Annotated in this window: 15 protein-coding genes; 8 read left to right on the top strand and 7 right to left on the bottom strand. The window is 66.5% G+C overall.

The features are described from left to right. The first annotated feature begins 42 nt into the window (after positions 1-42). Positions 43-1,362 (top strand): bifunctional DedA family/phosphatase PAP2 family protein, encoded by a 1,320-nt coding sequence (locus P5703_RS01030; protein ID WP_013984177.1) that lies wholly within the window; start codon positions 43-45, stop codon positions 1,360-1,362. Positions 1,363-1,378: 16 nt separating this feature from the next. On the opposite strand, the gene P5703_RS01025 is transcribed toward P5703_RS01030, so the two are convergent. From P5703_RS01025 to P5703_RS01015, 3 genes are read right to left on the bottom strand one after another with little or no spacing between them, the layout of a single operon-like run. Then, a complete protein-coding gene (locus tag P5703_RS01025) occupies positions 1,379-1,963 on the bottom strand; it encodes an LON peptidase substrate-binding domain-containing protein (RefSeq protein ID WP_013984178.1) in 585 nt (194 codons plus the stop codon). Positions 1,964-1,973: 10 nt separating this feature from the next. After that, on the bottom strand, positions 1,974-2,684 hold the full coding sequence (locus P5703_RS01020; RefSeq protein WP_026006669.1) for an LrgB family protein: 711 nt from the start codon (positions 2,682-2,684) through the stop codon (positions 1,974-1,976). 5 nt (positions 2,685-2,689) lie between these two features. Beyond that, positions 2,690-3,052: a CidA/LrgA family protein gene (locus P5703_RS01015; protein WP_285585274.1), complete on the bottom strand. Its 363-nt coding sequence runs from the start codon at positions 3,050-3,052 to the stop codon at positions 2,690-2,692. Positions 3,053-3,256: 204 nt separating this feature from the next. Between P5703_RS01015 and P5703_RS01010 the strand changes: the two genes are divergently transcribed. From P5703_RS01010 to P5703_RS01000, 3 genes are all read left to right on the top strand, one after another. Continuing rightward, positions 3,257-3,712, top strand: a complete 456-nt coding sequence (locus P5703_RS01010; RefSeq protein ID WP_125855839.1) for a MaoC family dehydratase — start codon at positions 3,257-3,259, stop codon at positions 3,710-3,712. Between the two features lie 77 nt (positions 3,713-3,789). Continuing rightward, positions 3,790-5,463 (top strand): C13 family peptidase, encoded by a 1,674-nt coding sequence (locus P5703_RS01005; RefSeq protein ID WP_125855840.1) that lies wholly within the window; start codon positions 3,790-3,792, stop codon positions 5,461-5,463. A gap of 19 nt (positions 5,464-5,482) precedes the next feature. Continuing rightward, complete coding sequence (locus P5703_RS01000; protein ID WP_013984182.1) at positions 5,483-6,124, top strand: oxidoreductase; 642 nt, start codon at positions 5,483-5,485, stop codon at positions 6,122-6,124. A 106-nt stretch (positions 6,125-6,230) separates the two neighbouring features. On the opposite strand, the gene orn is transcribed toward P5703_RS01000, so the two are convergent. Together orn and P5703_RS00990 are read right to left on the bottom strand one after the other, a co-directional pair. Next, a complete protein-coding gene (gene orn, locus P5703_RS00995) occupies positions 6,231-6,773 on the bottom strand; it encodes an oligoribonuclease (RefSeq protein ID WP_011914801.1) in 543 nt (180 codons plus the stop codon). A 28-nt stretch (positions 6,774-6,801) separates the two neighbouring features. Continuing rightward, complete coding sequence (locus P5703_RS00990; RefSeq protein ID WP_011914802.1) at positions 6,802-7,608, bottom strand: class I SAM-dependent methyltransferase; 807 nt, start codon at positions 7,606-7,608, stop codon at positions 6,802-6,804. A gap of 123 nt (positions 7,609-7,731) precedes the next feature. On the opposite strand from P5703_RS00990, the gene rsgA reads away from it, so the two are divergent. Next, the gene (rsgA, locus tag P5703_RS00985) at positions 7,732-8,763 is read left to right on the top strand and encodes a small ribosomal subunit biogenesis GTPase RsgA (RefSeq protein ID WP_013984184.1); all 1,032 of its coding nucleotides are present in this window, start codon (positions 7,732-7,734) and stop codon (positions 8,761-8,763) included. Positions 8,764-8,775: 12 nt separating this feature from the next. On the opposite strand, the gene motB is transcribed toward rsgA, so the two are convergent. Together motB and motA are read right to left on the bottom strand one after the other, a co-directional pair. After that, positions 8,776-9,786, bottom strand: a complete 1,011-nt coding sequence (gene motB, locus P5703_RS00980; protein WP_285585273.1) for a flagellar motor protein MotB — start codon at positions 9,784-9,786, stop codon at positions 8,776-8,778. A 9-nt stretch (positions 9,787-9,795) separates the two neighbouring features. After that, a complete protein-coding gene (motA, locus tag P5703_RS00975) occupies positions 9,796-10,647 on the bottom strand; it encodes a flagellar motor stator protein MotA (RefSeq protein ID WP_011914805.1) in 852 nt (283 codons plus the stop codon). Between the two features lie 164 nt (positions 10,648-10,811). Between motA and P5703_RS00970 the strand changes: the two genes are divergently transcribed. From P5703_RS00970 to asd, 3 genes are read left to right on the top strand one after another with little or no spacing between them, the layout of a single operon-like run. Further along, the gene (locus P5703_RS00970) at positions 10,812-12,335 is read left to right on the top strand and encodes an HDOD domain-containing protein (RefSeq protein WP_068506139.1); all 1,524 of its coding nucleotides are present in this window, start codon (positions 10,812-10,814) and stop codon (positions 12,333-12,335) included. A 47-nt stretch (positions 12,336-12,382) separates the two neighbouring features. Then, a complete protein-coding gene (locus P5703_RS00965; protein ID WP_014597842.1) occupies positions 12,383-13,198 on the top strand; it encodes a rhodanese-like domain-containing protein in 816 nt (271 codons plus the stop codon). An 11-nt stretch (positions 13,199-13,209) separates the two neighbouring features. Continuing rightward, positions 13,210-14,103 carry an archaetidylserine decarboxylase gene (asd, locus tag P5703_RS00960; protein WP_285585272.1) on the top strand — a complete coding sequence of 298 codons (894 nt, stop codon included), beginning with the start codon at positions 13,210-13,212 and terminating at the stop codon, positions 14,101-14,103. The last annotated feature ends 46 nt before the right edge of the window (positions 14,104-14,149 follow it).

Raw genomic sequence — 14,149 nt, 5'->3', positions numbered from 1 at the left:
TCTGGCCGGGTCGAAAGGCGGTCTTGCTTCAAGGAAACCGGCATGGGCCAATGGCTCGAAACCCTTACCCAATGGCTGGCCGCCAACCCCCAATGGCTGGGGCTGGCGCTCGTGATCGTCGCCTGCATGGAGTGCCTGGCGGTGGTCGGGCTGATCGTGCCGGGGACGGTGATGGTCTTCGCCATCGCGGTGCTGGCCGGCAACGGCGTGCTGACCCTGGGCGAAACCCTGGTGCTGGGCTTCATCGGCGGGCTGCTCGGCGATCTGTTGTCCTACGCCCTGGGCCGCCGTTATCACCAGGGCATCCGCAGCCTGCGCGGCCTGCGCGACCATCCCGAGTGGCTGCTACGTGCCGAGCATTACTTCCAGCGCTACGGCGTTGCCAGCCTGCTGGTCGGTCGCTTTATCGGCCCGCTGCGGCCGATGCTGCCGATGACCGCCGGCATGCTCGACATGCCGTTCGGGCGTTTTCTGCTGGTCAGCCTGTGCGCCGCCGCCGGCTGGTCGATGGCCTATCTGCTGCCCGGCTGGAGCGCTGGCGCCGCCATGCGCCTGCCGCTGGAGGAAGGTTTCTGGAGCGAGGCGGCGGTGGTCGTCGGCGCGTTGTTGACGCTGATCGCCACCACTGCCTTCGGCAGTCTGCGCCAGCTGCGCTGGGTCACTGCACTGGCGACCGGCCTGAGCATCGCGATCCTGCTCGGACTGTTTCTGGGCTGGCCGCACCTCAAGGAGCTCGACGAAGGGCTGCTTGCGGTGATCCAGGGCGAACGCAGCATCACACTCGATCGGGTCATGGTGCTGATCACACGCGTGGGCGACTTCCAGACCCAGCTCTGGGCCGGCGTATTGCTGTGCGTGCTGCTCCTGGTCCTGCGCCAGTGGCGTGCCGCGATCTTTTCCATCCTTACCCTGCTGGGCACGGCCATGGCCAACGGCGCACTCAAGGCCTCCTTCGCCCGTGTCAGGCCGGAGGTTCTGATGGAGCCGCTGAGCAGCTACAGCTTTCCCAGCGGGCACAGTTCGGCCGCGTTCGCCTTTTTTCTCACCCTGGGCGTACTCGCCGGCCGCGACCAGCCGCCGCGCCTGCGCCTGGCCTGGCTGGTGCTGGCCAGCCTGCCGGCCACGGCGATAGCGCTTTCGCGGGTTTACCTGGGGGTGCACTGGATGACCGACGTCACCGCCGGTGCATTGCTCGCGGCGAGCATCTGCGCACTCAGCCTGACCCTGGTGCAATGGCGCGCACCGATGGCGGCGCTGCCGGCCAAGGTGTGGTGGCTGATCCTGCCGGCCTGCCTGGGCCTGCTCGGTGCGTTCAGCGTCTGGGCGCTACCGACGGCGATGCAGATGTATCGCTATCAGTAGTACGACGGCTCGACCGCTACGCGCCTTCCTGCAGCTGCTCGAGCAGGTTCTGAATCTGCGCCAGTTGCAGCTCCGGGTCATCCAGCCCAAGCAGTTCGACCTTCTGCCGGGCCTCGAACGGCAGCAGATAGGCCAGCTGGCTGGCCAGCGCGGCCTGATCGCGCACCGGGCCGCCGAGCCCCAGAGTCTTCACCATGGGGTGCTGACCGAGCGCCTCGAGCAGCACCAGCAGGTCGGCGTGTTCGTCCGCCAGCGGCAGGGCATCGCCCTCGTTGCGCCAGGCGACCTGAGCGACGGTCAGCTGATCGCGCAGCACCTCGAAGGTCTGGACGTCGAAGCGGCGCCCACCCTCGACCCGGATGCCGAGCAGACCATTGGGCAGTTGCTGCCAGTCGCGAATCAGCGCTTCGCAGCCGACGCGCGCGAAGGACGCCGGCGCCGCGCCGACCTCGCTGCCGTCGAGGATATGCACGACACCGAAGCCGTGGCCGGCCTTGAGGCACTGGCTGACCATGTCGAGGTAGCGCGCCTCGAATATCTGCAGATCAAGCATGCAACCGGGGAACAGCACGGTATCCAGCGGAAACAACGGCAACTTCATGCGGACTCCATCACAGCAGCAGGGCGACCGCCAGCGGCAGCAGTACCGCCGTCATCACCCCCATCAGGCTCATGGCCAGCGCCGCGAAGGCACCGCATTCGTCGCTTTCCTGCAGCGCCTGCGCGGTGCCCACGGCGTGGGCGGTCAGCCCCAGCGCAATGCCGCGGGCCGCAGGATGCTGAACGCCAAACCGGCGCAACAGTTCCGGACCGAGAATCGCGCCGAGCACGCCGGTGATCATCACGAACACCGCTGCCAGCGCCACCACGCCGCCGATCTGCTCGGCCACCAGCATGGCGATCGGCGAGGTCACCGACTTGGGCGCCAGGGTCATCAGGATCATCTCGTCCGCGCCGAACGCCCAGGCCAGCGCCATGCCCAACGCCGTGGCGAACACACCGGCGACGAGCAGGGTGATCACAATCGGCCCGAACAGCTCGCGGATGCGCCGCAGGTTCAGGTACAGCGGCACGGCCAGGGCCACGGTGGCCGGCCCCAGAAGCAGCGTCAGCCACTGGGCGCTGATGCGGTACTCCGCATAGTCGATGCCGCACAGCAGCAGAATGCCGACCACAAGCAGCATCGATACCAGCACCGGCTGCAGGAACACCCAGCGCGTCTTCTCGTAGGCGGCGAACGCCAGCTGGAATGCCGTCAGGGTGATGCCGACGCCGAACAGCGGATGATGAATGAGCGCCTGCCAGGCCGCGTGCCAGTGCAATTCCATCATGCGTCCTCCTGGCGGCGCTGTTTGCGCCGGATCAGTGCCTGCATCAGCCAGCCGGTGAAAACCAGCGAGATCAGCAACGAAATCACCAGCACACCGACGATGGCCCAGAAGTCGTCGAGAATCGCCTCGGTATAAGCCATCACGCCGACTGCCGGCGGCACCAGCAGCAACGGCAGGTAGCGCAGCAGGCTGCTTGCCGCCAGCTGCAGCGATTCGCTGGCGCGGCCGCGCGCCAGCAGGCCGGCGAACAGCAGCACCATGCCGATGATGGGTCCCGGCAGCATGGGCAGCAGCAACACGTTGAGAACGGTGCCGAGCAGCTGGAACGCGACCAGCCAGGTCAGGCCTCTGAGCAGCATGGGAGCCTCCCGCAAAATGGCGACAGTATAAGGGGCAACGCGCACAGGCGCCCGCGCTGCGCTATGACGGCCCATTCGCGCTGCCGATGCTGGTTTGCCAGGGCTGCGCGCCGTGCTGATCTAGCCCGGTGCCAGGACGCGCTTCGGCGCGTGCCGCTCCCTACAGCCTTCCATGCTGGATCACAAGAACAATCCGGAGGACACATGCCACAGGTACCCGTCGCGCAACTCAAGGACTACATCGGCAAGGAACTGGGCCATTCCGAATGGCTGACCATCGATCAGCAGCGCGTGGATCGGTTCGCCGACTGTACCGGCGACCACCAGTTCATCCATGTCGACCCCGAGAAGGCCGCCCAGACACCCTTCGGCGGCACCATCGCCCACGGTTTCCTCTCGCTCTCACTGCTGCCGATGCTCTCCGGAGACCTGCTGGTCGTGCCCGAGGGCACGCGCATGGGGGTCAACTATGGCCTGGACAGCCTGCGTTTCATTCAGCCGGTGCGCGTTGGCTCGCGGGTTCGGCTGGGGCTGACGCTGATCGATGCCCACGAGAAGAATCCCGGCCAGTGGCTGCTCAGGGCCCGCGCTGTGATGGAGATCGAAGGCTCGGAGAAACCGGCCTACATCGCCGAAACGCTGGCCCTGTGCATCCTCTGAGCAGCGCGCCTGCCCGGATGTCGCAGGCCGTTGGGTTTGCGGCATACTGCGGGCCTCCTGCCTGAGCGGATGCCCGCATGCTGCGCCTCGTTCCCCTGCTGTTGATCGGCCTGCTCACCGCCTGCGGCGAGGGCGAGCCATTCACCCCTGCCGATGCGGTGCTGCCCGACGGCGGCCGCTACCGCGGGGAGATCGTCGACGGCCTGCTGCAGGGCAGCGGACGTATCGACTACCCGAACGGCAGCTACTACTTCGGCGAGTTCAAGCACGGCCAATGGCACGGCTTCGGCACCTGGAACGGCGCCACCGGCGATCGCTACGAGGGCGAGTTCAAGCACGGCCTGTTCGACGGCCTCGGCCGTTTCAGCTACGCCGAAGGCGGCGTCTATCAGGGTGAATTCCATGCCGGCCGCATGCACGGTCACGGTCGCTTCAGCCAGGACGGCACCGTCTACGAAGGCGAGTTTCGCAACAACCTCTACCACGGCATGGGCCGCCTGGACTATGCCGACGGCCTCAGCCATCGCGGCCAGTTCAGCCAGGGTCAGCCGGAGGGGCCGGGCATCCGCCGCGACGCCGACGGCGAGCTCAGCGGCTACTTCAGCGCCGGCAGCCTGAACGGCGCCGGCAGCTACGTGACCGGCCAGGGCGAGCGCTACAGCGGCGAGTTCGAGAATGACCAGTTCCATGGCCAGGGCCGCTACGAGGATCTCGACGGCAACCTCTGGAGCGGCACCTTCGTCCGTGGCGAGCTCAATGGTACCGGCAGCCACATCGCAAGCGATGGCAGCCGCTACGTCGGCCAGTTCCGCGGCTGGCGCTATCACGGCCAGGGCCGCCTCGATCGCGCCGATGGCAGCTTCTATACCGGCGGCTTTCGCCTCGGACGCTTCGACGGTGAAGGCGTGCTGACCGCTGCCGACGGCAGCGAAATGCGCGGCACCTGGCGCAACGACCGACGCGTCCGCGACGAACAGGGCCGTGCCCTGCCCGATCCGCTGGAAATCGCCTTGCTGGAGCAGGGCGACCTGCTCGACAGGGCCATCGACGCCCTGCCGCCGTCCACGCCGGCGGCGGAGCTCTATACGCTGACGCTCGCCGGCGATGGTCGCCAAAGCGTGTTCATGCGCGAGGCGGATTACGTGCAGCGGCTGCTGGCCGAACGTTTCCATGCCCACGGCCAGCTCAGCCTGGTCAACCATCGCGACCACCTTGCCGACCGCCCACTGGCGACGCGGGAGAACCTGGGACGTGCCATCCGTGCCCTGGCCGAGCGCAGCGGCGAGGAAGACCTGATCTTCCTCTACTTCACCAGTCACGGATCGGCCGAACACGAACTGGTGCTGAGCCAGCCGCGCCTGAGCCTGGACGATCTGCCTGCCCGCGACCTTGCCGGACTGCTCGCGCCGCTGGCCGGACGCAAGGCGGTGGTGGTGATCTCTGCCTGCTATTCCGGGGGCTTCATCGAGCCGCTGAAGAACCAGCAGACCCTGATCATGACCGCCGCGCGCGCCGACCGCGTGTCGTTCGGCTGCTCGGAACAGAGCGACTTCACCTACTTCGGCCGCGCGCTGTTCGCCGAAGCCCTGCAGGAAACCGACGATATCGTGCAGGCCTTCACGCTCGCTTCGGCCAAGGTTGCCGAACGCGAGCAGGCCGACGACTATCAGGCATCGGAACCGCAATTATGGGCACCTGAACCGGTCGTCCAGCGCTGGCAGGAACTCCAGCAGCGGCGCGCCGCCCAATGATCGCCACAGGAGCACAACCATGTATTTGACGCCACAGCGCATTCTGCTTGCCGGCGCCACCGGACTCACTGGCGAGCATCTGCTCGATCGACTGCTCAACGAACCCACCGTCGAGCGCGTACTGGCGCCCACGCGCAAACCGCTGGCCGCGCATCAGCGCCTGGAAAACCCGGTCGGCGAGCTGCCGGCGCTGCTGCCGACGCTGAGCGGCACGATCGACACGGCCTTCTGCTGCCTGGGCAGCACGCTCAAGCAGGCCGGCAGCCAGGAGGCCTTCCGCGCCATCGATCATGACCTGGTGCTGGCATTCGCCCGCCGCGCCAAGGAAATGGGGGCCCGGCATCTGCTGGTGATCAGCTCGCTCGGCGCCAACCCGGACAGCTCGATCTTCTACCTCAAGGTCAAGGGCGAGATGGAAGCGGCGCTGCAGCAGCAGGACTGGCCGCAGCTGACCATCGCGCGCCCGTCGCAACTGCTCGGCCCGCGTCTGGAAATGCGCCTGAGCGAACGCATCGCCGCGCCGCTGTCGCAACTCTTGCCAGGCAAGTACCACGGGATCGAAGCCTGCACCCTGGCGCGGGCGCTCTGGCGCCTGGCGCTGGAGGAAGGCGATGGCGTGCGCATCGTCGAGTCGGACGAACTGCGCAAGTTGGGGAAATAACAGGCGGGAAGCTGCAAGCGGCGTAGCGTGGATGTCGTTTCTCGCATCGACGCTACGCCCATCAGGTTTTTTCTGCGGCTTGTGGCTTGCCGCTGAAGCGGCTCTATCAGACCTTGATGAAATGCTCGCGGTAATGACGCAGCTCGGCGATGGAGTCGCGGATGTCGTCCAGCGCCAGGTGGGTACCGCCCTTCTTGAAACCTTCCATGATCTGCGGCGCCCAGCGTGCTGCCAGTTCCTTGAGCGTCGAGACATCCAGATTGCGGTAGTGGAAGTAGGCTTCCAGCGTCGGCATCTGCCGGTAGAGGAAACGACGGTCCTGGCAGATGCTGTTGCCACAGATCGGCGACTTGCCCTTGGGCACCCACTGCTCGAGGAATTCCAGGGTCAGGCGCTCGGCCTCCGCCGTGGAAATCCGGCTCTCGCGCACACGCTGGGTCAGCCCCGAACCGCCGTGCTGGCGAGTGTTCCACTCATCCATGCGGGCGAGGACTTCGTCGCTCTGGTGCACGGCGATGACCGGTCCCTCGGCCAGCACGTTGAGCTGGCTGTCGGTGACGATGGTGGCCATCTCGATGATGACGTCGTTGTCCGGATCCAGACCGGTCATTTCCAGGTCGATCCAGATCAGGTTCTGCGGGTTCTGCATGAGGGGCTCCTTGGCTGTGCGGCGCAGTTTAGCCGCTCGTGCCGGTGCCGTCAGGTGGCGGGCCGGCCGGGTACCAGATCAGCAAACGTGAACCGCGCCAGTCGTCGATCGACAGCACCTCGGCCGGTTCCACGCCGGGCACTGCGAAACTGTTGCTGATCAGCATCGCACCGGGGCGCATTTCCGCCCGCGCCTTTTCCCACAGCGCCGCCATGGGTGCCGGTGACAGGAAACAGTAGACGACATCGTATTCGCCGAGGTCGACGCGCCACAGGCTGAGCGGGTGGACCTGGCAGTTGCGCCGCGGCAGGCAGCGCAGCCAGGACAGGGCGAAGGTCAGCGGCGCGGTTTCCACCCCGACGAAGCGCGCCGCAGGATATGCCCGCGCCAGCCGCACCAGGGTACCGGCCAGCCCACTGCCCAGATCGATGAGGCGAAAATCCGTCGGCAACACCGCCAGCCGCGCGCGCAACCGGCGCTCGGTCTGCGAGCCGGTCAGGTAGAGCGGCACCCGCTCGCCGAAAGCGTTCCAGTTGAGCAGCAAGAGCAGCGCGAAGCCGCTCAGCGGCGCCCATGCCGGCACGTCCAGATCGCGGAACAGCAGCAGACCGGGCACGAACAGCAGGTTGATCGGCAGCCACCAGACCGACAGGCCGAGCCGCGCCCCGATCAGTGCGGCCAGGGCGCCCTGTGCGAACGCCGCGAGGAGCAGTCCCGGGCGCACGGCAAAGCCCCAGACCAGGCCGAGCGACAGCAGCCAGACGAGCGGCAGCGCCAGCAGCTGGGCCAGCAGCGCGCGCAGGACGGGCAAACGAGTGAGCGTGGTGGCGGACATGGCCGGCAATCATCTAACCAGGGTCACCCAGTCTAGCCGCCTACCGACGCGCCATACAGGCCGCAGCCCGCCGGGTTCGGCATGCTAGACTCGCCGACCAAAACTCCGAGACAGCCCCAACCCATGGCCAAACGCCAACTCAACCGCCGGCAAAGCTGGCGCATCGAGAAGATCCAGGAAGAGCGCGCCGCCCGTGCCGCGCGTCGCGAGAGCCGTGCCCTCGAGGAGCTGGAGGGCGGAGACCTGGGCCCGGAACAGACCGGGCTGGTCATCGCGCATTTCGGCGTACAGGTCGAGGTCGAGGCACTGGAGGGCGAACACAGCGGGCAGGTGTTCCGCTGCCACTTGCGGGCCAACCTGCCGGCACTGGTCACCGGCGACCGCGTGGTCTGGCGCCCGGGCAACCAGGGCATCGGCGTCATCGTCGCGCAGCTGCCGCGGCATTCGGAGCTGTGCCGGCCGGACATGCGCGGTCAGCTCAAGCCCGTGGCGGCCAATGTCGACCTTATCGTCATTGTCTTCGCCCCGCTCCCGGAGCCGCACGCCAACCTGATCGACCGCTATCTCATCGCCGCCGAGCACGCGGGCATCGCGCCGCTGCTGCTGCTGAACAAGGCCGACCTGATCGACGAACACAACGAGGTGGCGCTGAACCGGCTCCTGGACGTGTACCGCCAACTGGATTATCCGCTGCTGGAGGTCTCGGCCCATGGCGGCGCCGGCATGGATGAGCTGAAGGCGCGCCTGGACGGCCATGTCAGCGTGTTCGTCGGGCAATCCGGGGTGGGCAAGTCGTCGCTGGTCAACAGCCTGTTGCCGGGCGTGGACACCCGCGTCGGCGCGCTGTCGGAAATGACCGGCAAGGGTACGCACACGACCACCACCGCGCGACTGTTCCACTTCCCCGGTGGCGGCGAGCTGATCGACTCACCCGGCATTCGCGAATTCGGCCTCGGCCACGTCAGCCGCGCCGATGTGGAAGCGGGCTTCATCGAATTCCAGGAGCTGCTCGGCCACTGTCGCTTCCGCGACTGCAAGCATGATCGCGAACCGGGCTGTGCACTGCTCAAGGCGCTGGAAGACGGCCGCATCCAGCCGCAACGCATGGCCAGTTACCGGCACATCCTCAGCAGCCTGCCGGAATCGGACTACTGATAAGCGGGCTGCTCAGCGCGCACCGGGTTCACTGAACTTCAGCACGCCATCCTCGAAGATGTTCAGCCGCTCGCGCAGCTGTTGCGGCTGCAACGGCTCATTGAGCGCCGGCGCGCCACCGCCACCGCCGCTTGCTGGCGGCTGAGCCGCCTCGCCCGCATCGGACTTCTGCGACGCATCGGGCTGCTCGCCCTCGATGGAGCGCTGCGCCTTCTTGGTCAGCACAAGGATATCGATGCGACGGTTCACCGGATTGAACGGGTCCTTGCGATCGAACAGCGCAGAGGATGCGTAGCCAACCACCCGCGCGATCTGCTCTTCCGGATAGCCACCGTACACCAGCGTTCGCCGAGCCGCGTTGGCGCGGCTGGCCGACAGCTCCCAGTTGCCGAAGTCACCACGCCCGGAAAACGGCTTGGCGTCGGTGTGCCCGCTGATGCTGATCTTGTTCGGCACCGCGGCGATGGTGTCCACCAGCGCCAGCAGGATGTCCTCGAAGTAAGGCTGTAGCTGGGCGCTGCCGAGGGCGAACATCGGTCGGTTCTCGGCATCCATGATCTGGATGCGCAGGCCGTCCTGGGTGATCTCGAAGAGGATCTGGTCCTTGAACTTCTGCAGCTCGGGGTTCTCGTCGACCTTGTTCTGCAGTTCCTGCAGCAGCAACTCCAGCCGCTCGCGCTCGATCTGCTCGGCGAACGTCTCGGCCTGCTGGGCGTCGATCTGCGCCTCGCTCTGCGCCGGCTCCAGCTCGGGATTGAGGGTGCGGTCCGGCGAAGGCGTCGGCGTGCCGCCCAGATCGATGACATGGGGGCTGGCGCTTTCGGTGAACCCGATGGGGTCCTGAAAATAGCCGGAGATGAGTTTCTTCTGTTCCGGCGTGGCCGAACTCATCAGCCACATCACCAGGAAGAACGCCATCATCGCCGTGGCGAAGTCGGCGAAGGCGATCTTCCAGGCGCCACCGTGATGACCGCCAGCGACCTTCTTGACCCGCTTGACGATGATCGGTTGGGTATTGTTCATGGCGAACCTTTAGCTGCCACGCATGGCTTGCTCGAGCTCGGAGAAGCTCGGGCGGTGCGCCGGATAGAGAACCTTACGGCCGAACTCGACGGCCAGGCTCGGCGGCATGCCGGACGCCGAGGCCACCAGGGTCGCCTTGATGGATTCGTATACGTTCAGCTCCTCCTTGGCATCGTGCTCCAGCGCCGCCGCCAGCGGGCCGAAGAAGCCGTAGGAGGCGAGAATACCGAGGAAGGTACCCACCAGCGCCGACCCCACCTTGTAGCCGATCATCGCGTTGTCCGCCTCAGCGAGGATGGACATGGTGATCACGATACCCAGCACCGCCGCGACGATACCCATCGCCGGCAGACCGTCGGCCACCTTGCTGACCGCGTGGGCCGGATGATCGAGTTCCTCCTTCAGGCTGGTCAGCTCCATGTCGAACAGGCCTTCCAGCTCATGGGGCGCCATGTTGCCGGAAGACATGATGCGCAGGTAGTCGCAGGTGAAGGCGGTCATCCGCTCGTCCTGCAGGAAGCCGGGGTACTTGCTGAACAGCGGGCTCGCGGCCGGGTCCTCGAGGTCAGCCTCGATGGCCATCATGCCTTCACGGCGGCTCTTGTTCAGAATCGCGTAGAGCAGGCTGAGCACTTCCAGGTAATAGGCGTGGGTGAAGCGCGTGCTGAACATCTTCAGCGACTTCTTGAAGACGATCATGGTGGTGCTGCCCGGGTTGGCCTGCAGGAAGCCACCCAGCGCCGCGCCGCCGATGATCATCACCTCGAAGGGATGGATGAGCGCGCCGATCTTGCCGCCGGATAGTACGAACCCGCCCAGCACGCTGGCGAACACGACGATGATGCCGATGATTTTGACCATAGGAGGTACGTCTGGAACCTGATTACGAGCCGTTCGGACTGCGGCAACAACTGCCGCAAAACCCCGCCGTACGGCCTTGCAGAAGGAATGTTGGAAGAATTGTTCTGGTTATCGGAACTTTTGCGCCAGACTAAAGGCCATCCCGATGAAAAGCTAGTTCGGCCATGACCACCACACCCCCGCTGCCCCGTACGCTACCTGCCTGGATCAAGGCACTCGACGACGCTCCCCTGCCCGCCTTCGCCGCCGTTCATGGCAAGGTGCGCCTGGCGCTGCGCGACGCCAGCAAGTCGATGCGGCAGATTGCCGAGCTGATTCAGGACAGCCCGGTGCTGGCGCTGCGCTTCATTCAGGAAGCCAATCGCGGCATCGGCGATGGCCAGCCAGCGGAAAGCCTCGAGGTCGCGCTCAGCCGCATCGGCCTGCAACGCGCCGAGGCGCTGCTGGCTCGCATACCGGCGATGGAGGCCCAGGACATGCCGCGGCCGCTGCGTCAGGTGGTGCTGATCAGCCGGCATGCCAGCCAGCAGGCCAACGGACTGTTCGCCGCCCGCCTCGCACGGCTGTGGCAGGACATCCACTGGGGCAGCCTGCTGTTTCTCGCCCCGGCCTGGGCGCTGGTCGGCGCCTATCCGCATCTGCTGGACGCCTGGGAGCAGCGAGTGCTGGTCAAGGGCGAGCCGGCCAGCCGCGTCGAGCGCGAACTGCTCGGCGTTTCCCTGCTTGAACTGTGCCTCGCGCTCGCCGAGCACTGGCGCCTGCCGGACTGGATCATTCAGGGCTACCGCCTGCTGGGCGCCGACCGGCGCAGGCTGATCAAGGCGCTGCACATCGCCCACGACAACGAGCACCCGCTGCACCAGCAGCAGATGCTCGACGCCGATCCGGAATTGCGGCGCTGGCTGACGCTGCCGAGTAACACCATCGTACTGGCCAACGGCCTGGCGCTGTCGGCGCACCACAGCTGGAGCGGCATCCACAGCCTGCGCTGGCAACGCCTGGCCGGGCTGTATCTGCAGGTCCCGCTGGGGGAATTGCAGCAGATGGTGCACCAGCAGGCAGTCATCAGCGCCCGCGATTTCGGCGCGACCGATCTCTGGCACCCCGCCCAAGGGTTGCTGTGGCCGAGTGGCAGCCGCTTCCAGGTGTTGCGCGAAGTACCCGCGGCCACATCTGCACCGACGGCCGATCTGACCGAATGGCGCGAACACTGCCGCCGCCTGCTTGCCGAACCCAGCCCGTTCAGCAACGTGCTGCAGCTGACCGCCACCGCCAGCCAGGCCCTGACCAGCGCCGGCATGCAACGCTCGCTGGTATTGCTGGTGGATCGCAAGCAGAACCGCCTCGTCGCCCAGCAATGCGTCGGCCTGCCCGGCGATGCCGCACGGTTGACGCTTGCACCGGAGCAGAGCCAGGTCGTGCGTCGCCTGCTGGAAAAACCGGCCCAGCTGCGTCTGCAGCCGGCCAACATGGCACAGTTTTCCGCTCTGCTGCCCGGCGGCCTCAAGGCACTGTTCGCCGGCGAACACCTGCTACTTCGCTCACTGGGCGTCGACGGTCGGGTATTGATGCTGGTCGTGGCCGATCAGAACGGCGCGCCGCTGTCCGACGCCAGCGTGCAAACATTCGCTAAAACATCACAATGCATCGAGCGCGCTTTGAGTCTGTTCGGCAGGCGCGGGGGCTGAGCTTTTTCGCTAGACTTCGCCCCTTCAACGACTAGTCGAGGCCTGCCGTGTCCGCCTTTTCCAATCTGCCACTGGTGATCGAGCCCGCCGATCTGGCCACCCGCCTCGATGCGCCCGAGCTGATCCTGGTCGACCTGACCAGTGCTGCCCGCTATGCCGAAGGCCACCTGCCGGGCGCCCGCTTCGTCGATCCCAAACAGACCCAACTGGGCCGACCGCCCGCACCAGGCCTGCTGCCCGAACAGGCGCAGCTGGAACGGGTGTTCGGCGCGCTGGGCCATCGCCCCGATGCGGTGTACGTGGTGTACGACGACGAAGGCGGCGGCTGGGCCGGACGCTTCATCTGGTTGCTCGACGTGATCGGCCACCGGCACTACCACTATCTCAACGGCGGGCTGCATGCCTGGCTGGACGAAGCCCGTCCGCTGAGCCGGGAGATACCCGAAGCGGCGACCGGTACACCACACCTGGTCGTGGACGACGCCCCGACCGCCACCCGCCACTACATCGAGAGCCGCCTCGGCGCCGACGACCTGGTGATCTGGGACGCCCGCTCGCCGGCCGAATACCGCGGCGAGAAGCTCTTCGCCGCCCGCGGAGGCCATATCCCCGGGGCGGTCAATTTCGAGTGGACCGCCGCCATGGACCCCGCCCGCGCGTTGCGCATCCGCGAAGACATCGCCGAGCGCCTGCTGGCACTGGGCATCGTTCCGGACAAGGAAATCGTCACCCACTGCCAGACTCACCACCGCTCCGGCTTCACCTACCTGCTGGCCAAGGCGCTGGGCTATCCCCGCGTCAAGGGCTATGCCGGTTCCTGGGCCGAATGGGGCAACCTGCCTGACACCCCGGTGCAGCAATGAAAAGGACACACATGAAAGACCGCCTGTTCGTCATCAGCCAGTATGTGCTGCCGCATCACCTGATTTCCCGCCTGGCCGGCTGCCTGGCCGAATGCCGCCTGCCCTGGGTGAAGAACACGTTCATCAAGTGGTTCGTCCGGCATTTTCAGGTCGACATGCGCGAGGCGCAGATCGAGGAGCCGACGGCCTACGGACATTTCAACGCCTTCTTCACCCGCGCCCTGAAGGACGGCGCCCGTCCGCTGGACAGCACGCCCGGCGCGATCCTCAACCCCTGCGACGGCGCCATCAGCCAGCTCGGCAAGATCGAGCAGGGCCGCATCTTCCAGGCCAAGGGCCACAGTTTCAGCGCCATGGAGCTGCTCGGCGGCGATCATGAGCGTGCAGCACCGTTCATGGGCGGCGCCTTCGCCACAGTGTACCTATCGCCCAAGGACTACCACCGCGTGCATATGCCGGTCAGCGGCACGCTGCGGGAGATGGTCTATGTGCCGGGCCGGATCTTCTCGGTCAACACCGTCACGGCGCAGGGCGTGCCGGAGCTGTTCGCGCGCAACGAGCGGGTCGTCTGCCTGTTCGACACCGAGCACGGCCCCATGGCGATGGTTCTGGTGGGCGCGATGATCGTTGCCAGCATCGAGACCGTCTGGGCCGGGCTGGTGACCCCGCCCAAGCGCAGCCTGAAGACCTTCCGCTACGACGAAGCGGCTCGCGCGCCTATCCACCTGGAAAAGGGCGCGGAGATGGGCCGTTTCAAACTGGGCTCCACCGTGATCCTGCTGTTCGGGCCGGACCGCGTGCGCTGGGCCGAACAGCTCGGCCCGCTGAGCCCGGTGTGCATGGGCGAGTCGCTGGGTCAGGCGGCGATCACCGCAGCCGCGAGCAAGGCCATCGAGCTTCAGTAAAAGGCGGGGCGCGACATTTCGGTAGCCCTCGGCTGCCGAATATCGG

It is taken from the genome of Stutzerimonas sp. FeSN7, from assembly GCF_030263795.1.
GTDB classification, from domain to species: Bacteria; Pseudomonadota; Gammaproteobacteria; order Pseudomonadales; family Pseudomonadaceae; genus Stutzerimonas; species Stutzerimonas stutzeri.
The sequence above is the reverse complement of the archived record's forward strand: the minus strand, read 5'-3'. Positions and strand labels throughout refer to the sequence as shown.

Bases quoted from the DNA above. Each gene is read 5' to 3' on its own strand.
- P5703_RS01030 (WP_013984177.1), top strand. From the start codon at position 43: ATGGGCCAATGGCTCGAAACCCTTACCCAATGGCTGGCCGCCAACCCC.
- P5703_RS01025 (WP_013984178.1), bottom strand. From the start codon at position 1,963: ATGAAGTTGCCGTTGTTTCCGCTGGATACCGTGCTGTTCCCCGGTTGC.
- P5703_RS01015 (WP_285585274.1), bottom strand. From the start codon at position 3,052: ATGCTGCTCAGAGGCCTGACCTGGCTGGTCGCGTTCCAGCTGCTCGGC.
- P5703_RS01010 (WP_125855839.1), top strand. From the start codon at position 3,257: ATGCCACAGGTACCCGTCGCGCAACTCAAGGACTACATCGGCAAGGAA.
- P5703_RS01005 (WP_125855840.1), top strand. From the start codon at position 3,790: ATGCTGCGCCTCGTTCCCCTGCTGTTGATCGGCCTGCTCACCGCCTGC.
- P5703_RS01000 (WP_013984182.1), top strand. From the start codon at position 5,483: ATGTATTTGACGCCACAGCGCATTCTGCTTGCCGGCGCCACCGGACTC.
- orn (WP_011914801.1), bottom strand. From the start codon at position 6,773: ATGCAGAACCCGCAGAACCTGATCTGGATCGACCTGGAAATGACCGGT.
- P5703_RS00990 (WP_011914802.1), bottom strand. From the start codon at position 7,608: ATGTCCGCCACCACGCTCACTCGTTTGCCCGTCCTGCGCGCGCTGCTG.
- rsgA (WP_013984184.1), top strand. From the start codon at position 7,732: ATGGCCAAACGCCAACTCAACCGCCGGCAAAGCTGGCGCATCGAGAAG.
- motB (WP_285585273.1), bottom strand. From the start codon at position 9,786: ATGAACAATACCCAACCGATCATCGTCAAGCGGGTCAAGAAGGTCGCT.
- motA (WP_011914805.1), bottom strand. From the start codon at position 10,647: ATGGTCAAAATCATCGGCATCATCGTCGTGTTCGCCAGCGTGCTGGGC.
- P5703_RS00970 (WP_068506139.1), top strand. From the start codon at position 10,812: ATGACCACCACACCCCCGCTGCCCCGTACGCTACCTGCCTGGATCAAG.
- asd (WP_285585272.1), top strand. From the start codon at position 13,210: ATGAAAGACCGCCTGTTCGTCATCAGCCAGTATGTGCTGCCGCATCAC.